Origin of the sequence: Pseudomonas sp. GM84, from assembly GCF_000282535.1 — a bacterium.
Taxonomy (GTDB): domain Bacteria; phylum Pseudomonadota; class Gammaproteobacteria; order Pseudomonadales; family Pseudomonadaceae; genus Aquipseudomonas.
Map to the genome: position 1 here is coordinate 1 of NZ_AKJC01000021.1, position 18,384 is coordinate 18,384.

The window sequence follows — 18,384 nt, forward strand, 5'->3', positions numbered from 1 at the left end:
GGCGGGCGGCGCGCTCGCCGATGGCCTTGACCACGAACGGGCTGATGACCGCCGGGGCCAGGCCGATGCGCACTTCCGACAGGCACAGCTGCGCATCCTCGGCACCGATGGCCATGTCGCAGCAGCTGATCAGGCCCAGGGCGCCGCCAAAGGCCGCGCCTTGTACCACGGCCAGGGTCGGTGCCTTGAGGCGGTGCAGGGCATACATCAGCTCGCCCAGTTCATGGGCATCGTCCAGGTTGCTGTCGAAGTCCAGCTGCGCCGATTGCTGCATCCACGCAAGGTCCGCACCTGCGCTGAAGTGCCGGCCACGGCCGCGCAGCAACAGGAAACGCAGGCCGGCGTCCTCGGCCAACTCGTCGAGGGCCTTGATCAGTTCGCGGATCATCTGCGCGTTGAAGGCGTTGTTCTTGTCCTCGCGGCTCAGCCACAAGGTGGCGAAGCCGCGCGGGTCGCGAGTCACTTCGATCGTGTTGAAATCGCTCATGGGTCACATCCGGAAAATGCCGAAGCGGCTCTGTTCGATCGGCGCGTTCAGCGCGGCGGACAACGCCAGGCCAAGCACGTCTCGGGTTTGCGCCGGGTCGATGACACCGTCGTCCCACAGCCGTGCGCTGGAGTAGTAGGGGTGGCCCTGGTGTTCGTACTGGTCGAGGATCGGCTGCTTGAGTTTCGCCTCGTCTTCGGCACTGAAGGCCTGGCCGCTGCGTTCGCTCTGCTCGCGCTTGACCTGGGCCAGTACGCCCGCTGCCTGTTCGGCGCCCATCACGCCAATCCGCGCGTTGGGCCACATCCACAGGAAGCGCGGGTCGTAGGCGCGGCCACACATGCCGTAGTTACCGGCGCCGAAGCTGCCGCCGATGATCACCGTGAACTTCGGCACCTGGGCGCAGGCCACGGCGGTGACCAGCTTGGCGCCATGCTTGGCAATGCCGCCTTCTTCGTACTTCTTGCCGACCATGAAGCCGGTGATGTTCTGCAGGAACAGCAGCGGGATGCCGCGCTGGCAGGCCAGTTCGATGAAGTGCGCGCCTTTTTGCGCGGCTTCGGCGAAGAGGATGCCGTTGTTGGCCAGGATCGCCACCGGGTAGCCGTGCAGGTGGGCGAAGCCGCACACCAGGGTGGTGCCGAACAGGGCCTTGAACTCATCGAACACCGAGCCGTCGACCAGGCGCGCGATCACTTCGCGCACATCGAACGGCTGCTTGGCGTCGGCCGGCACCACGCCATACAGCTCGTCGGCGGCATACAACGGTGCCACCGGGGCCAGACGCTGCAGCTTGCCCAGCTTGTGCCAGTTGAGGTTGGCGACGCTGCGCCGGGCAATGGCCAGGGCGTGCTCGTCGTTGTCGGCATAGTGGTCGGCCACGCCGCTGGTGCGGCAGTGCACGTCGGCGCCGCCCAGGTCTTCGGCGCTCACCACCTCGCCGGTGGCTGCCTTTACCAGGGGAGGGCCTGCGAGGAAGATGGTCGCCTGCTGGCGCACCATGATCGCTTCGTCGGCCATGGCCGGTACATAGGCGCCACCGGCGGTGCACGAGCCCATCACCACGGCGATCTGCGGGATGCCGAGGGCGCTCATGTTGGCCTGGTTGAAGAAGATCCGCCCGAAGTGTTCACGGTCCGGGAACACTTCGTCCTGGCGCGGCAGGTTGGCGCCACCGGAGTCCACCAGGTAGATGCACGGCAGGCGGTTCTGCAGGGCGATGGTCTGCGCGCGCAGGTGCTTCTTTACCGTCAGCGGGTAATAGGAGCCGCCTTTTACCGTGGCGTCGTTGGCCACGATCATGCATTCCACGCCTTCGACGCGGCCGATGCCGGCGATCACGCCTGCAGCGGGCACGTCTTCGCCGTACACCTCATGGGCGGCCAGCTGGCCGATTTCGAGGAATGGCGAGCCTGGGTCGAGCAGGCGGTCGATGCGCTCGCGCGGCAGCAGCTTGCCACGCGAGGTGTGCCGCTCCTGGGCCTTGGGCCCGCCGCCCTGGGCGACCTGGGCAAGCAGGCCACGCAGGGCCTGGACCTGTTCGAGCATGGCCGCGCTGTTGCCGGCGAATTCTGCCGAACGCGGGTTTATCTGGGTGTGCAAGGTAGCCATGTGCGCCCGTCCCCTGTGCTCAGCGGGTTTCGTTGAACAGTTCGCGGCCGATCAGCATCCGGCGAATTTCGCTGGTGCCGGCGCCGATTTCGTACAACTTGGCATCGCGCAGCAGGCGGCCAGCCGGGAATTCGTTGATGTAGCCGTTGCCGCCGAGAATCTGGATCGCTTCCAGGGCCATCTGGGTGGCGCGTTCGGCGGTGTAGAGGATCACCCCGGCAGCGTCCTTGCGGGTGGTTTCGGCACGGTCGCAGGCCTGGGCCACGGCGTAGAGGTAGGCGCGGCTGGCGTTGAGCTGGGTGTACATGTCGGCGATCTTGCCCTGGATCAGCTGGAACTCACCGATGCTCTGGCCGAACTGCTTGCGGTCGTGGATGTACGGCACCACCAGGTCCATGCAGCTTTGCATGATGCCGGTCGGGCCGCCGGACAGCACCACGCGCTCGTAGTCCAGGCCGCTCATCAGCACGCGCACGCCGCCGTTGAGCTGGCCAAGGATGTTCTCTTCAGGGACTTCGACGTCGTCGAAGAACAGCTCGCAGGTGTTGGAGCCGCGCATGCCCAGCTTGTCGAACTTGTTGCTGCGGCTGAAGCCTTTCCAGTCACGCTCGACGATGAATGCGGTGATGCCGTGCGGGCCCTTGTCCAGGTCGGTCTTGGCGTAGATCACGTAGGTGTTGGCGTCGGGGCCGTTGGTGATCCAGGTCTTGCTGCCGTTGAGCACGTACTTGTCACCACGCTTCTCGGCGCGCAGCTTCATCGACACCACGTCGGAGCCGGCGTTGGGCTCGCTCATGGCCAAGGCGCCGATGTGCTCGCCGCTGATCAGCTTGGGCAGGTACTTGAGCTTCTGCTCATGGGTGCCGTTGCGGTTGATCTGGTTGACGCACAGGTTGGAGTGGGCGCCGTAGGAAAGGGCCACCGAAGCCGAGCCGCGGCTGATTTCTTCCATCGAGACCACATGGGCCAGGTAGCCAAGGCCCGCGCCGCCATATTCTTCCGACACGGTGATGCCCAGCAGGCCCATGTCGCCGAACTTGCGCCACATGTCGGCAGGGAACAGGTTGTCGTGGTCGATCTGCGCGGCGCGCGGGGCCAGTTCGGCGGCAACGAAGGTGCTCACCTGGTCGCGGAGCATGTCGATGGTTTCGCCCAGGGCGAAGTTCAGGGTGGGGTAATGCATGCGGGGCACCTTCTTGTTCTTGAAATATGGAATGGACCGTAGCTCATCGACTGTACATCGTCCCCTGTGGGAGCGGGCTTGTCCCGCGAAGCGTCAGCAGGGTCACCGTCATTGCCTGGATGATCGCTTTCGCGGGACAAGCCCGCTCCCACAGGGTCCGGTGTCGGCCGAAAAAGTGCAGTGCCGTTTTCACCTTTACGTTAACGTAAGCCTGCCTTTGGTCAGTGTCAATCGGATCATCACCTTTACGTAAACGTAAATCTGCGCCAGAGTAATTGGCGCTTGCTTCAGCCGTGCCCAGAACAACCACAAGAAGGGACACCCATGAGTCAACCCAGCTACACCCGCGGTCGTCAGGACCACCCCTTGCTGACCCTGACCATCGGCCAGGCCTTCGATGCCACCGTCGCCCGCTGCACCGAGGGCGAGGCGCTGGTGGTACGCCACCAGGGCCTGCGCTACACCTGGCTACAACTGGCCGAACAGGTCGATCTGCACGCCCGCGCGCTGATGGCCTTGGGCGTGAACACCGGTGATCGTGTCGGTATCTGGGCGCCCAACTGCGCCCAGTGGTGCATCCTGCAACTGGCCACCGCCAAGGTCGGGGCGATCCTGGTCAACATCAATCCGGCCTATCGTGTGGGCGAGCTGGAGTATGTACTACGCCAGTCGGGTTGCCGCTGGCTGGTGTGCGCCGATGCCTTCAAGACCTCCGATTATCACGCCATGGTGCAGGAACTGGTGCCGGAGCTGACCCGCGCAGTACTGGGTGAAATGGCCAGCGAATGCCTGCCGGACCTGCGCGGTGTGGTCAGCCTGGCGGCCAATCCGCCACCCGGTTTCCTGCCTTGGCAGGCGCTGGCCGATCGGGCAGGGCAGACCTCGGTCGAGGCGTACACCGCTCGCCAGGCCAGCCTGCAGTTCGACCAGCCGGTGAACATCCAGTACACCTCGGGCACCACCGGCGCGCCCAAGGGTGCCACGCTCAGCCACTACAACATCCTCAACAACGGCTTCATGGTCGGCGAAAGCCTGGGGCTGACCCGCGCCGACCGCATGGTGATCCCGGTGCCGCTGTACCACTGCTTCGGCATGGTCATGGCCAACCTCGGCTGCATCACCCACGGCAGCACCATGATCTACCCCAACGACGCGTTCGATGCCGAGCTTACGCTCAAGGCCGTGGCCGAGGAGCGCGCCAGCATCCTGTACGGCGTGCCGACCATGTTCATCGCCATGCTCGACCACCCGTCGCGCCAGCAGCTGGACCTCTCGACCCTGCGCAGCGGCATCATGGCCGGCGCCACCTGCCCGATCGAGGTCATGCGCCGGGTGATCGACCAGATGCACATGGCCGAAGTGCAGATTGCCTATGGCATGACCGAAACCAGCCCGGTATCGCTGCAGACCGGCCCGGACGACGAGCTGGAGCTGCGCGTGACCACGGTGGGGCGCACCCAGCCGCAGCTGGAAAGCAAGCTGGTGGACGCTGACGGCTGCATCGTCGCCCGTGGCGAGATCGGCGAACTGTGCACCCGCGGTTACAGCGTGATGCTCGGCTACTGGAACAACCCCCAGGCCAGCAGCGACGCCATCGACCCGGCGGGCTGGATGCATTCGGGCGACCTGGCGGTGATGGACGAGCAGGGCTATGTGCGCATCGTCGGGCGCAACAAGGACATGATCATTCGCGGCGGCGAGAACATCTATCCGCGTGAGCTGGAGGAATTCTTCTACACCCACCCGGCCGTGGCCGATGCGCAGGTGATCGGCATCCCGTGCAGCAAGTACGGCGAGGAAGTGGTGGCCTGGATCAAGCTGCATCCGGGGCACGTTGCGAGCGCTGAAGAGCTGCAGGTCTGGTGCAAGGCCCGCATCGCGCATTTCAAGGTGCCGCGGCATTACCGGTTCGTCGAGGAGTTCCCGATGACGGTGACCGGCAAGGTGCAGAAATTCCGCATGCGCGAGATCAGTGTGGAGGAACTGTCTGCGCAATGACCTCAGGGCCCTATCGCCGGCAAGCCGGCTCCCACAGGTACTCTGCAGGGCTCAGGCTCAGCGGGGTGCCAGCGATAGAGCCTGTGAATCTCGCACCAAATCCTTGTCTATCCTTAGACCTTCACCGGTGGTTCATCACTCGGCGGGTCCCCCACCGTCGGCGGTACGGTCGGCTTGATCGGCAGCTCGTCCGGATCTTCTTCCGGCACCGGCGGCGGCAAGCTCGGGTCGTCGATGTTGGGGTCTGGTGTTTCCGGTGGAATGGGAATGTTCATGGCCTGACCTCGCGTGGGTGAATGAAGAGGTAGTGCAGGCTTCGACTTCGGCCTGCTGCCATTCGCTCAATTTATTTGAACCCCCACGCCCGCGCACGGCTCTGAACCCTTACCGCCACCAGCCTAAGGGAGCAAGGTCCGATGTCACGAAACGAGCCCTTCGAAAGCGTGCCCATGGCGAACGATCACCCGGAGCAGGCCGTCAGCCTGTCCCAGGCGCTGATGGCGCCGCGCATCGTGGTCGAAGACACCCAGCCGGTGCTCGAGTGCGGCACCTTCGCCGCCAAGGCCATCAGCGGCCAGGCGGTAGCGGTCAGCAGCAAGGTCTACAGCGACGGGCACGACCGCCTGGCGGTGATGCTCAACTGGCGTCAGGCCAACAGCCGCCGCTGGCACTGTGTGCCGATGCACTCGCCGGGCAATGACCTGTGGCTGGCCGAATTCACGCCCCTTGAACTGGGCCCGCACCTGTTCAGCATCGAGGCCTGGATCGACCCGTTCGCCACCTACTGCCATGACCTTGAGAAGAAGTACCACGCCGGTGTCGAGGTCAAGCTCGAACTGGAGGAGGGCAGGCAGCTGCTGGGTCAGGGTGCGGCGCGTAGCGAAGGGATGTTGCGCAGAGAGATCGAAGCCTTTCAGGCGCGCCTGCAAGGTTTGCCGGTGGACGACCAGGTGGCGCTGTTGCTGGGTGGCGAGGCCACGCGCCTGATGGTCGAGGCCGAGCACCGCAGCTACCTGACACGCAGTGTCGAGTTCCCGCTCGATGTGGACCGCCCGGCAGCGCAGTTCGCCAGCTGGTACGAGCTGTTCCCGCGCTCGATCACCGACAGCCCAGAGCGCCACGGCACCTTCAACGACGTCCACGAACGCCTGCCGATGATCCGCGACATGGGCTTCGACGTGCTGTATTTTCCGCCGATCCACCCGATCGGCACCCAGTTCCGCAAGGGCCGCAACAATGCCCTGCGCGCCGAGCCCGGTGACCCTGGCAGCCCCTATGCCATCGGCAGCCCCGAGGGCGGTCACGATGCCATCCACCCGCAACTGGGCACGCGCGAAGACTTTCGCCGGCTGGTCGCCGCCGCCGCCGAGCACGGCCTGGAGATCGCCCTGGACTTCGCCATCCAGTGTTCCCAGGACCACCCATGGCTCAAGGAGCATCCCGGCTGGTTCAGCTGGCGCCCCGACGGCACTATCCGTTACGCCGAGAACCCGCCGAAGAAATACCAGGACATCGTCAACGTCGATTTCTATGCCGCCGAGGCCGTGCCATCGCTGTGGCTGGCGTTGCGTGACGTGGTGGTCGGCTGGGTCGAGGAGGGCGTCAAGAGCTTCCGTGTCGACAACCCGCACACCAAGCCCCTGCCGTTCTGGCAATGGCTGATCGCCAATGTGCGCAGCCAGCACCCCGAGGTGATCTTCCTCGCCGAGGCCTTCACCAAACCTGCGATGATGGCGCGCCTGGGCAAGGTCGGTTATGCCCAGAGCTACACCTACTTCACCTGGCGCAACACCAAGCAGGAGCTGCGCGAATACTTCGAAGAGCTCAACCAGCCGCCGTGGAGCCAGTGCTACCGGCCGAACTTCTTCGTCAATACGCCGGACATCAACCCGTTCTTCCTGCACACCTCGGGCCGCGCCGGCTTCCTGATTCGCGCCGCGCTGGCGACCATGGGCTCGGGGTTGTGGGGCATGTATTCGGGCTTCGAGCTGTGCGAGGCCACGCCGCTGCCGGGCAAGGAGGAATACATGGACTCGGAGAAGTACGAGATCCGCCCGCGCGACTTCACCCAGCCCGGCAACATCATCGCCGAGATCGCCCAGCTCAACCGCATCCGCCGGCAGAACCGCGCGCTGCAGACTCACCTGGGCGTGGCGTTCTTCAACTGCTGGAACGACAACATCCTGTACTTCGCCAAGCGCACGCCCGAGCGCGACAACTACATCCTGGTGGCGATCAGTCTTGACCCGCACAACGCCCAGGAAGCGAATTTCGAACTGCCGTTGTGGGAGCTCGGGCTGGATGACGATGCCGACACTGTGGGCGAAGACCTGATGAACGGGCATCGGTGGACGTGGCATGGCAAGACCCAGTGGATGCGCATCGAACCGTGGCACCAGCCATTCGGCATCTGGCGCATCGAAAAGGCCCGATAGGGGGCGCTACGCGCCCCATTCGCGGGACAAGCCCGCTCCCACAAGGACGGCGCCGATCCTGTGGGAGCGGGCTTGTCCCGCGAATGGGCTGCAAAGCAGCCCCGCAGAACAGAAAGGAGTCGCACATGGCCAAGCGTTCCCGTCCGGCAGCCTTCATCGACGACCCGCTGTGGTACAAGGACGCCGTGATCTACCAGCTGCACGTCAAATCGTTCTTCGATGCCAACAACGATGGCATCGGCGATTTCGCCGGCCTGATCAGCAAGCTCGACTACATCGCCGCACTGGGCGTCAACACCCTCTGGTTGCTGCCGTTCTACCCCTCGCCACGGCGCGATGACGGCTACGACATCGCCGAATACAAGGCCGTGCACCCCGACTACGGCAGCATGGCCGATGCCCGGCGTTTCATCAGCGAGGCGCACAAGCGCGGCCTGCGGGTCATCACCGAGCTGGTCATCAACCACACCTCCGACCAGCACCCCTGGTTCCAGCGCGCGCGCCACGCCAAGCGCGGCAGCAAGTTGCGCAACTTCTACGTGTGGTCGGACGATGACCAGAAATACGACGGCACGCGGATCATCTTCCTCGACACGGAAAAATCCAACTGGACCTGGGACCCGGTGGCCGGCCAGTACTTCTGGCACCGTTTCTACTCGCACCAGCCGGACCTGAACTTCGACAACCCGCAGGTGCTGAAAGCGGTGATCGGGGTCATGCGCTTCTGGCTCGACCTGGGGGTCGACGGCCTGCGCCTGGACGCCATCCCGTACCTGATCGAGCGCGACGGCACCCACAACGAGAACCTCCCCGAAACCCACCAGGTGCTCAAGGCGATCCGCGCCGAGATCGACGCCAACTACCCCGATCGCATGCTGCTGGCCGAGGCCAACCAGTGGCCCGAGGACACGCACCCCTACTTTGGTGAAGGCGAGGGCGACGAATGCCACATGGCGTTCCACTTCCCGTTGATGCCACGCATGTACATGGCCCTCGCCATGGAGGACCGTTTTCCGATCACCGATATCCTGCGCCAGACCCCGGAAATCCCGGCCAGGTGCCAATGGGCGATCTTCCTGCGCAACCACGATGAACTGACCCTGGAGATGGTCACCGACCGCGAGCGCGACTACCTGTGGAACTACTACGCCGAGGACCGCCGCGCGCGCATCAACCTCGGCATCCGCCGCCGCCTGGCGCCCTTGCTGCAACGCGATCGCCGGCGTATCGAGCTGCTCACCAGCCTGCTGCTGTCGATGCCTGGCACGCCGACCCTGTACTACGGCGACGAGCTGGGCATGGGCGACAACATCTACCTGGGCGACCGCGATGGCGTGCGCACCCCGATGCAGTGGTCGCCGGACCGCAACGGCGGTTTCTCCCGGGCCGACCCGCAGCGCCTGGTGCTGCCACCGATCATGGACCCGCTGTACGGCTATCAGACCGTCAACGTCGAGGCCCAGTCCCATGACCCGCATTCGCTGCTGAACTGGAACCGCCGCCTGCTGGCGGTGCGCAACCAGCAGAAAGCCTTTGGCCGCGGCACCCTGCGCACGCTCACCCCGCGCAACCGGCGCATCCTCGCGTACCTGCGCGAATACACCGATGCCGAGGGCAACAGCGAGGTCATCCTGTGTGTCGCCAACGTTTCGCGCGCGGCGCAGGCCGCCGAGCTCGAACTGTCACAGTACGCCGACAAAGTACCGGTGGAGATGCTTGGCGGCAGCGCCTTCCCGCCGATCGGCCAGTTGCCGTTCCTGCTGACCTTGCCGCCCTATGCGTTCTACTGGTTCCTGCTGGCCGCGCACGACCGCATGCCCAGCTGGCACGTTCAACCGACCGAGGGATTGCCGGAATTGACCACATTGGTGTTGCGCAAACGCATGGAAGAACTGCTCGAAGCGCCTTCGCGCGACACCCTCGAAGGCTCGGTACTGCCGCAATACCTGCCCAAACGCCGCTGGTTCGCCGGCAAGGAAGGGCCGATCGACCAGGTGCGCCTGCGTTATGGCGTGCGCTTCGGCACGGCCAGCACGCCGGTGCTGTGGAGCGAGATCGAAGTGCTCGGTGATGGGGTGGCCAACCAGTACCAGCTGCCGTTCGGCTTCCTGCCTGAAGAGCACATCAACAGCGCGTTGCCGCAACAGCTGGCGCTGTCGCGGGTACGCCGCAGCCACCAGGTGGGCCTGATCACCGATGCCTTCGTGCTCGAACCCTTCATTCGCGCCGTGCTGCGTGCCTGCCAGGACGGCATGCGCCTGCCTTGCGGCAACGGTCAGGGCGAATTGCGCTTTGCCTGCACCGAGCAACTGGCCAGGCTGGAACTCGATGAGCAGAGTGAAGTGCGCTACCTGAGCGCCGAGCAGTCCAACAGCTCGGTGGTGGTCGCCGATCGCCTGGTGCTCAAGCTGATCCGCCGGGTCAACCCAGGTACTCACCCTGAGCTGGAAATGAGTGCCTACCTGACGGCTGCCGGCTTTACCAATATCTCGCCGCTGCTGGCCTGGGTCAGCCGTGTGGATGAAAGCGACGCACCGCACCTGCTGATGATCGCCCAGGGCTACCTGAGCAACCAGGGCGATGCCTGGGCCTGGACCCAGAACACCCTGGAGCGGGCGATCCGTGACGAGATGGAGCCGACCCGCACTGATCCCGAAGCGCACACCGATGCCCTGGCCGAACTGAACGGATTCGCCGCCTTGCTTGGCCAGCGCCTGGGTGAAATGCACCTGCTCCTGGCCGCGCCGAGCATCGATGCGGCCTTCCAGCCGCAGGTCAGCGATGGCCAGGACAGCGCGCGCTGGACCAGGCAGATCAATGCAGAACTCACCCATGCGCTGGACCTGCTCGCCCAGCACCGCGATCAACTGGACAGCGACAGCCAGGCCTTGGTCGACGACCTGCAGGCGCAACGTGAGGGCCTCGTCCAGCACATCGAGAACCTCGCCAATCAGGCCCAGGGCGGCCTGTTGATGCGGGTGCACGGCGACCTGCACCTGGGCCAGGTGCTGGTGGTGCAGGGCGATGCCTACCTGATCGATTTCGAGGGTGAGCCTTCACGCCCCCTGCAGGAACGTCGGGCCAAGCACAGCCCGTACAAGGATGTCAGCGGCGTCCTGCGATCCTTCGACTATGCTGCTGCGATGATCCTGCGCAGCGCCTCGGCGGTAGACCTCTCCGAGGCCGCACGGCAGGCTCGTCAGCGGGTTGCCCGGCAGTACCTGCATCAGTCGCGTCACGCCTTCGTCGAAGCCTATGGCCTGGCCACCGCCGCCATGCCCCACGCCTGGCTGCAGGCCGAGGGCGAGCGCGCCGCACTGGAACTGTTCTGCCTGGAAAAAGCCGCCTACGAGATTACCTATGAAGCCGAGAACCGGCCAAGTTGGCTGGCCGTGCCTTTGCATGGCTTGCATGGATTGATCAGTACCTGGGGAGAGTCATAGATGAATGCAACTACGCGTGACAACGGTGGCCTTCGGCAGCGGGAGCTCGATGCCCTTGCCCGCGCCGAGCACGCCGATCCGTTCGCAGTACTGGGCCCCCATGGCGATGGTGCGGGTGGCTGCTGGGTGCGTGCCTTTCTGCCCGGTGCCTTGAATGCACGGGTACTCGCCCGCCAGGACGGGCGGGTGCTGGCCGAAATGGTGCAGGGCAGCCTGCCCGGGCTGTTCACCGCGCACCTGGATGAGGCACAGGCGTACCTGCTGCAGGTCGGCTGGGCCGGTGGCGAGCAGATTTCCGAAGACCCTTACAGCTTTGGCCCGCAACTGGGCGACATGGACCTTTACCTGTTCGCCGAGGGCAACCACCGCGACTTGTCCGGGCGCTTCGGCGCCCAGCCGATCGAAGTCGACGGCGTCCAGGGGGTGTGCTTCTCGGTGTGGGCACCGAACGCCCGGCGGGTTTCAGTGGTGGGCGAGTTCAACAACTGGGACGGCCGCCGCCACCCCATGCGCCTGCGTCACAGTGCCGGGGTCTGGGAGCTGTTCGTGCCGCGCCTGGGCGTGGGCGAAACCTACAAGTTCGAAGTGCTGGGCAAGCAGGGCGTGCTGCCGCTGAAGGCCGACCCGTTGGCCCGTGCGACCGAGCTGCCGCCCAGTACCGCCTCGAAGGTGGCGGGCGAACTGAGCCATGACTGGCAGGACCAGGACTGGATGGAGCACCGCGCCCAGCGCCATGCCTACAGTGCACCGCTGTCGATCTACGAGCTGCATGTGGGCTCCTGGCGCTGCGAAATGGACGACCTGGGTGAAGTGGCGCGTTTCTACAACTGGCGCGAACTGGCCGAACGCCTGGTGCCGTATGTGCAGGAACTGGGTTTTACCCACATCGAACTGCTGCCGATCATGGAGCACCCGTTCGGCGGTTCGTGGGGCTACCAGCCGCTGTCGCTGTTCGCGCCGACCTCGCGATACGGCACCGCCGAGGACTTCGCCGCCTTCGTCGACGCCTGCCACCAGGGTGGCATTGGCGTGATCCTCGACTGGGTGCCTGCGCATTTCCCCACCGACGAACATGGCCTGGCGCGCTTCGATGGCACGGCGCTGTATGAGTACGAAAACCCCCTTGAAGGTTTTCACCAGGACTGGAACACGCTGATCTACAACCTGGGCCGCAACGAGGTGCGCGGCTTCATGCTGGCGTCGGCGTTGCACTGGCTCAAGCACTTCCACATCGACGGCCTGCGCGTCGACGCGGTGGCCTCGATGCTGTACCGCGACTATTCGCGCAAGGCCGGCGAATGGGTGCCCAACCGCCATGGCGGGCGCGAGAACCTCGAAGCCATCGACTTCATCCGCCACCTCAACGGCGTGGCCGCCGTCGAGGCGCCGGGCGCGCTGATCATCGCCGAGGAATCCACGGCCTGGCCGGGCGTCAGCCAGCCGATCCAGCAGGGTGGGCTGGGCTTCGCCTACAAGTGGAACATGGGCTGGATGCACGACACCCTGCACTACATCCAGAACGACCCGGTGCACCGTACCTATCACCACAACGAGATGAGCTTCGGTCTGATCTACGCCTATTCCGAGTACTTCATCCTGCCGATCTCCCATGACGAGGTGGTGCACGGCAAGCACTCGCTGATCGACAAGATGCCAGGGGATCGCTGGCAGAAGTTCGCCAACCTGCGCGCCTACCTGACGTTCATGTGGACCCACCCGGGCAAGAAGCTGCTGTTCATGGGCTGCGAGTTCGGCCAGTGGCGCGAGTGGAACCATGATCACGAGCTGGACTGGTACCTGCTGCAGTATCCCGAACACCAGGGTGTGCAGCGCCTGGTCGGTGACCTCAACCGGCTGTACCGCGAGCTGCCGGCGCTGCATGAACAGGACTGCCAGCCCCAGGGCTTCCAGTGGCTGATCGGCGATGACGCGCACAACAGCGTGTATGCCTGGCTGCGCTGGAGCAGCCAGGGCGAGCCGTTGCTGGTGGTGGCCAACTTCACCCCGGTGCCGCGCGAGGGATATCGGATTGGCGTGCCGTTCGGGGAGCGTTGGCAGGAGCTGCTCAACAGTGATGCCGGGCTGTATGCCGGATCGAATGTGGGCAACCTGGGGGCGGTGGAAAGCGAGGAGGTGGCCAGTCATGGGCAACCCTTGTCGCTGGCCTTGAACCTGCCGCCGCTTGGGGTGTTGGTGATGAAGCCGGCCTGATCGTTTGTCTGTACCGGCCTCTTCGCGGGACAAGCCCGCTCCCACAGGTACCCCACAGTTATGAAGTACTGTGGGGTACCTGTGGGAGCGGGCTTGTCCCGCGAAGAGGCCAGTCCTGCCTACCACCGCATCCGCACCCCCAGGCTCCCGATCAGCCCATTCAAATCATTGCCATCCACATCACTGCTGTAATCGGCACTGACAAACAGCGCCACCGCCGGCGTCACCCGCGCCACCAGCCCCAAGCCCAGTTCCACCGTGGTCGAATAGCGCGAGCTGGAGATCTTGTCGACCTGGTCCAGCTTGACCTCGTCGGCATCGCTGAAGTCATACCAGACGTTGGTGCGCACATAGGGCTCGATCGGCATGCCGCGCAGGTCGTAGCTCCCGGACAACTTGGCGCCGACCCGGCCGCTCCAGGAGGGCTGGCTGTCGAATGCCTGCAAGGTTTCTTCCTGCACCTGGTTACCCGGGAAGAAGCGCTGGTTGATCAACTGCGCCTGCGGCTCGATCACCCAGGTGCCCCCCAGGCGAATCGGGTAGCCGCCCTCCACGGAAAAGGTCATGGCATGGCCGCTGTCGTTCAGCCGCTGGCCGCTGTCGCCACGGCCCATGACATCGATACGCGAGCCCATGGCCACGGCATCCAGGTGCCAGCCTTGCTCATGGGTCATGCTCCAGTACACGCCCAGGCTCTCGCCGCTGAGATTGACCGCATTGCGTTGCTTGTCGCCCAGCAAGGGACGCATCCCGCTGAAGCTGCTTTGCAGGTTGTTGTGACCCACGAAGATGCCCGCACGATGCACATTGCCGTCAGTGGTTTCACGCACGAACAGGTCCGGGCCGATCGTCAGTTGCTGGCTGGGCGCTTCCAACTGCTCGGGCGGCTGGGCCCCGGGCCGCGGGGTGGCCGGGAAGAACTGGGTCCACTGGCTGGCTATCAGGTCAGGCACCGCCTGGCCATGGCGCTCGCTCATCCTGTCGGTGAACGCGTTCAGCGTGCCCTGGCTCAGGCCGCTTACGGTGACCGGGTCGAGCGATAGCTGGGGCACGGCCGGTTGTTGCAGGAAACCGGAGGACATGGGGTCGTCCTGCAGGTCGAAGGCGAAGGTTTCCACCGGGGTTGCCAGAAGCATCGACGTGGAAACCGCGTAGAAAATACGATCGAAGCGCAACGGAATCGAAGTGCTTTTCATGGCGGATCTCCTCTGTTTTCTTGTTGTACAGCCCAAAGCCCTGGTCGGTTGTCACGAGCTGTACGGCAAAATCAGAGCGACCCAAACCGTCACGCCAGCTTTTGCAAGCGCGCACGAAGGCGCGAGCTAAAGGCCCGGCACGAGTTTTCTACGACTAGGTAATAGTTCAGCTAAGGTGAGACGGGGGGTTGCGTCAAGAATGTGTTAAAAAATCGGACACCCCCTCTGTAAGGGGGCAACACCTTGATTTCACTTGTAAAGGTGGGGTGGATAGTGGGGATCGTTATTTGCCGCTGTGTGGCTATGCCGAATCATTGCTACAGCCTGACTTCCACGGCCAATGGCAGATGATCGGAGAGGTGGGTCCAAGGTTTGTGCCCCAGAATCCTGGGCGCATGGCTATCGGCATTGCGCAGGTAGATACGGTCCAGGGCCAGTAATGGCAGGCGCGCCGGATACGTGCGCGCGAGCAATCCGTGGTGGCGTTCGAACGCCTCGTGCAGGTCGCGTTGCAGGCGCAGGGTACGGTTGCCGCGCAGCTTCCAGTCGTTGAAGTCACCAGCGATGATCACCGGGTCGTCGACTGGCAGTGCATCGAGCAGTTGGCGCAGCAGCTGCAATTGTTGTTGCCGGTGGCTTTCCAGCAACGACAGGTGCACGCAGATGGCATGCACCGGGCGCTGGCCAGGCACGTCGAGAATGCAGTGCAACAGGCCGCGCCGCTCGGGGCCGGTGATCGACACGTCGAGGTTGCGGTGCTCGATGATCGGGTACTTCGACAGCAGCGCGTTGCCGTGATGGCCGTCGGGGTAGACCGCATTGCGCCCGTAGGCGAAGTCGCTCCACATGCTGTCGGCGAGAAACTCGTATTGCGAGGTCTGCGGCCAGCCGGGGTAGCGGGCGGCATGCCGGTCGTGGCTGCCGAGCACTTCCTGGAGAAACACGATATCGGCCTGGGTGCTGCGCACCGCTTCGCGCAGTTCGGGCAGGATGAAGCGTCGGTTGAAGGCCGTGAAGCCCTTGTGCGTATTGACCGTTAGTACCCGCAGCCGGTGCACGGCCGGGGCCTGGTTGACACGGGCGAAACCTGGACGGCCGGCTTCGGGGTTCACGGTGGCTCCTTGGATGAGGATGTCGTCTGTACCGGCCCTATCGCCGGCTTGCCGGCGATAGGGCCGGTACAGGCCACAGATAAGCTTGGGACAGGCGAAGGCACCCCAGGTTCAGTCTTCCTCGCGCTGCAACACCATCAGCAGAAACGAGCGCCCCTTGACCTCGAAGGTGGTGTCGAACTGCAAATGCTGCGGCTTGCGCATCTCTGGACGGTCGGTGTCGACCAGGCAGCTCCAGTAGTCACCTTCCGGCACCGTCGGCAACTGGAAGGGCACCACATCATGGTGCGCGTTGACGATCAGCAGCATGGTCGCCTCCGAGCCCGGCCGGGCAATCCCACTGACCTGCGCGCGCCCATCGATCAGCATGCCCAGGCAACGCCCATGGGGGTCTTCCCACTGCTCCACGGTCATCTCGCTGCCATCGGGCGCCAGCCAGGTCACATCCTTGACCCCGATGGCCTCGTTGTAGTCGCCCACCAGAAAGCGCGAGCGACGCAGCACCGGATAGGCCAGGCGCAGGCGGGTCAGGCGTTTGACGAACGCCAGCAGCGCTTTACCGTCTTCATCCAGGTCCCAGTTGATCCAGCCGATCTCGCTGTCCTGGCAGTAGGCATTGTTGTTGCCGTGCTGGGTACGGCTGAACTCATCGCCGGCGACGATCATCGGCGTGCCCTGGGCCAGCAGCAAGGTCGCGAAGTAGTTGCGCATCTGGCGCATGCGCAGGGCATTGATCTCGGGGTCGTCGGTGGGGCCTTCGACGCCGCAGTTCCACGACAGATTGTTGTCGGTGCCGTCCTGGTTGTTCTCGTCGTTGTCCTCGTTGTGCTTGCTGTTGTACGACACCAGGTCGCGCAGGGTGAAGCCATCGTGGGCGGTGACGAAGTTGACCGAGGCATAGGGCCGCCGGCCACGGTTGTTGAACATGTCGCCCGAGGCGGTCATGCGCGAGGCAAAGTCGGCCAGCTGGCCTTCATCGCCTTTCCAGAAGGCGCGTACGGTGTCGCGAAAGCGATCGTTCCATTCCGCCCAGCCCGGCGCGAAGTTGCCCACCTGGTAGCCGCCCGGGCCGCAGTCCCAAGGCTCGGCAATGAGTTTGACCTGGCTGAGCATCGGGTCCTGGCGGCAGGCCACGAGGAAGCCGTGGCGTTCGCTGTAGCCGTCGTGGTAGCGACCGAGGATGGTCGCCAGGTCGAAGCGAAAGCCATCCACGTGCATTTCGCCGGCCCAGTAGCGCAGCGAGTCGGTGACCAGCTGCAGGACGCACGGGTGGCTGAGGTCGAGGGTGTTGCCGGTACCGGAATCGTTGATGTAGTAGCGTTTGTCGTCGGGCTTGAGCCGGTAGTAGGAGGCATTGTCGATACCGCGCATCGACAAGGTCGGGCCGCGCTCGTTGCCTTCGGCGGTGTGGTTGTAGACCACATCGAGAATCACCTCCAGGCCTGCGTCGTGCAGGTGCGCGACCATCTCCTTGAACTCGGCGATCTTGCCGCTGGCCAGGTAGCGCGGGTGGGGCGCGAAGAAGGCGATGCTGTTGTAGCCCCAGTAGTTGTTCAGGCCCTTGTCCAGCAGGTGCTGGTCGTTGACGAAGGCGTGGATCGGCAGCAGCTCGATGCTCGATACGCCAAGGTCCTTGATGTGCTTGAGCAGCTCATCGTTGGCCAAGCCGGCGAAGGTGCCGCGAAGTTCTTCGGGCACCGCGGGGTGGCGCATGCTGATGCCGCGCGCGTGGGCCTCGTAGAGGATCGTGCGCTCCCACGGGACCAGCACGCGTTGGTCGCGGCCCCAGGTGAAGGCCGGGTCGATCACTTTGCATTTGGGTACGAAGGGTGCGCTGTCGCGTTCATCGAACGACAGGTCGCCGTCGGGGTGGCCGATGGTGTAGCCGAACAGCGCCTCGGACCATTTCAGGCTGCCGACCAGCTGCTTGGCGTAGGGGTCGATCAGCAGTTTGTTGGGGTTGAAGCGGTGGCCGTTCTGCGGCTCGTAGGGGCCGTGCACACGGTAGCCGTAGATCAGCCCGGGATGGGCGTCGGGCAAGTAGCCGTGGTAGATCTCGTCGGTGTATTCGGGCAGCTCGATGCGTTCGATTTCCTGCTCGCCGCTGGCGTCGAACAGGCACAGTTCAACCTTGGTGGCGTTGGCCGAGAACAGGGCGAAGTTGACACCCAGGCCGTCCCAGGTGGCACCGAGCGGGAAGGGCATGCCTTCACGGATGCGCGACGGGGCGACGGAGCGGGTTTTCTTCGGGGTGCGGGGGCTCATGGCAGTCCTCGATTGGCCGGGGGGAAGGGGACTTGCGGGGTGTCATAGCGGGCCTCTTCGCGGGGCAAGCCCGCTCCCACAGGTGCAGCGCTGCCCTCCGATGTGAGGGGGACCCTGTGGGAGCGGGCTTGTCCCGCGAAGAGGCCGGGACAGGCTCAGCCGCCAGTGGGTTTCTTCACCGCCCTGGGCTTCTTCGCCGCTGCCGGTTTGACCCCAGGCAAGGCGGCCACTTTCGGCTCGGCAGGCGCCTTGCTCGCTGCCGCCTCCTTGGGTTTGGCCGCTGCCTTCTTGCGCGGCGCCACCTTGGGCGCCAGCGCCTCGGCCTCGGCCAGCTTGCGCGCCATGTCCCAGTGGCGCTCTTCCTGGCCGGCGGGCTTACCTTCCGATTCCCAGATCTGGTAGGCGAATTCGCGAATACGTTTTTCTTCGACACTCATCATGAC

At 64.6% G+C, this 18,384-nt stretch carries 12 protein-coding genes; 4 read left to right on the forward strand and 8 right to left on the reverse strand.

The features are described from left to right. The 3 genes from PMI38_RS01830 to PMI38_RS01840 all read right to left on the reverse strand — a co-directional run. On the reverse strand, positions 1-487 hold a 487-nt coding region (locus tag PMI38_RS01830), incomplete at its 3' end, for an enoyl-CoA hydratase-related protein (RefSeq protein ID WP_008089905.1). A gap of 3 nt (positions 488-490) precedes the next feature. Continuing rightward, positions 491-2,098: a carboxyl transferase domain-containing protein gene (locus PMI38_RS01835; RefSeq protein WP_008089927.1), complete on the reverse strand. Its 1,608-nt coding sequence runs from the start codon at positions 2,096-2,098 to the stop codon at positions 491-493. Positions 2,099-2,117: 19 nt separating this feature from the next. Beyond that, the gene (locus tag PMI38_RS01840; protein WP_008089929.1) at positions 2,118-3,281 is read right to left on the reverse strand and encodes an isovaleryl-CoA dehydrogenase; all 1,164 of its coding nucleotides are present in this window, start codon (positions 3,279-3,281) and stop codon (positions 2,118-2,120) included. Positions 3,282-3,605: 324 nt separating this feature from the next. Between PMI38_RS01840 and PMI38_RS01845 the strand changes: the two genes are divergently transcribed. After that, entirely contained in the window at positions 3,606-5,279 is a 1,674-nt protein-coding gene (locus PMI38_RS01845) for an AMP-binding protein (RefSeq protein ID WP_008089931.1), read from the forward strand. A gap of 113 nt (positions 5,280-5,392) precedes the next feature. Here PMI38_RS01845 and PMI38_RS27240 read toward each other — a convergent pair whose 3' ends face one another. Next, complete coding sequence (locus PMI38_RS27240) at positions 5,393-5,554, reverse strand: hypothetical protein (RefSeq protein ID WP_008089933.1); 162 nt, start codon at positions 5,552-5,554, stop codon at positions 5,393-5,395. A 141-nt stretch (positions 5,555-5,695) separates the two neighbouring features. Here PMI38_RS27240 and PMI38_RS01850 point away from each other — a divergent pair, with 141 nt between their 5' ends. The 3 genes from PMI38_RS01850 (at position 5,696) to glgB (ending at position 13,368) form a co-directional block, all read left to right on the forward strand. Next, positions 5,696-7,714: an alpha-1,4-glucan--maltose-1-phosphate maltosyltransferase gene (locus tag PMI38_RS01850; RefSeq protein WP_008089934.1), complete on the forward strand. Its 2,019-nt coding sequence runs from the start codon at positions 5,696-5,698 to the stop codon at positions 7,712-7,714. Positions 7,715-7,839: 125 nt separating this feature from the next. Further along, entirely contained in the window at positions 7,840-11,157 is a 3,318-nt protein-coding gene (gene treS / locus PMI38_RS01855; RefSeq protein WP_008089935.1) for a maltose alpha-D-glucosyltransferase, read from the forward strand. After that, entirely contained in the window at positions 11,158-13,368 is a 2,211-nt protein-coding gene (glgB, locus tag PMI38_RS01860; RefSeq protein ID WP_008089936.1) for a 1,4-alpha-glucan branching protein GlgB, read from the forward strand. A gap of 119 nt (positions 13,369-13,487) precedes the next feature. Here the strand turns inward: glgB and PMI38_RS01865 are convergent, their stop codons facing one another. The 4 genes from PMI38_RS01865 to PMI38_RS01880 all read right to left on the reverse strand — a co-directional run bounded on the left by PMI38_RS01865 (position 13,488) and on the right by PMI38_RS01880 (position 18,381). Then, a complete protein-coding gene (locus PMI38_RS01865) occupies positions 13,488-14,564 on the reverse strand; it encodes an autotransporter domain-containing protein (protein ID WP_008089937.1) in 1,077 nt (358 codons plus the stop codon). Between the two features lie 317 nt (positions 14,565-14,881). Then, positions 14,882-15,676, reverse strand: a complete 795-nt coding sequence (locus tag PMI38_RS01870; protein WP_008089938.1) for an endonuclease/exonuclease/phosphatase family protein — start codon at positions 15,674-15,676, stop codon at positions 14,882-14,884. Positions 15,677-15,787: 111 nt separating this feature from the next. Next, positions 15,788-17,941 carry a glycogen debranching protein GlgX gene (gene glgX, locus PMI38_RS01875; RefSeq protein ID WP_008089940.1) on the reverse strand — a complete coding sequence of 718 codons (2,154 nt, stop codon included), beginning with the start codon at positions 17,939-17,941 and terminating at the stop codon, positions 15,788-15,790. Positions 17,942-18,096: 155 nt separating this feature from the next. Beyond that, positions 18,097-18,381: a DUF2934 domain-containing protein gene (locus tag PMI38_RS01880; RefSeq protein WP_043272789.1), complete on the reverse strand. Its 285-nt coding sequence runs from the start codon at positions 18,379-18,381 to the stop codon at positions 18,097-18,099. Between the last annotated feature and the right edge of the window lie 3 nt (positions 18,382-18,384).

Excerpts from the sequence above, each read along its gene's own strand:
- PMI38_RS01835 (WP_008089927.1), bottom strand. The coding sequence starts at position 2,098 with ATGGCTACCTTGCACACCCAGATAAACCCGCGTTCGGCAGAATTCGCC.
- PMI38_RS01840 (WP_008089929.1), bottom strand. The coding sequence starts at position 3,281 with ATGCATTACCCCACCCTGAACTTCGCCCTGGGCGAAACCATCGACATG.
- PMI38_RS01845 (WP_008089931.1), top strand. The coding sequence starts at position 3,606 with ATGAGTCAACCCAGCTACACCCGCGGTCGTCAGGACCACCCCTTGCTG.
- PMI38_RS27240 (WP_008089933.1), bottom strand. The coding sequence starts at position 5,554 with ATGAACATTCCCATTCCACCGGAAACACCAGACCCCAACATCGACGAC.
- PMI38_RS01850 (WP_008089934.1), top strand. The coding sequence starts at position 5,696 with ATGTCACGAAACGAGCCCTTCGAAAGCGTGCCCATGGCGAACGATCAC.
- treS (WP_008089935.1), top strand. The coding sequence starts at position 7,840 with ATGGCCAAGCGTTCCCGTCCGGCAGCCTTCATCGACGACCCGCTGTGG.
- glgB (WP_008089936.1), top strand. The coding sequence starts at position 11,158 with ATGAATGCAACTACGCGTGACAACGGTGGCCTTCGGCAGCGGGAGCTC.
- PMI38_RS01865 (WP_008089937.1), bottom strand. The coding sequence starts at position 14,564 with ATGAAAAGCACTTCGATTCCGTTGCGCTTCGATCGTATTTTCTACGCG.
- glgX (WP_008089940.1), bottom strand. The coding sequence starts at position 17,941 with ATGAGCCCCCGCACCCCGAAGAAAACCCGCTCCGTCGCCCCGTCGCGC.
- PMI38_RS01880 (WP_043272789.1), bottom strand. The coding sequence starts at position 18,381 with ATGATGAGTGTCGAAGAAAAACGTATTCGCGAATTCGCCTACCAGATC.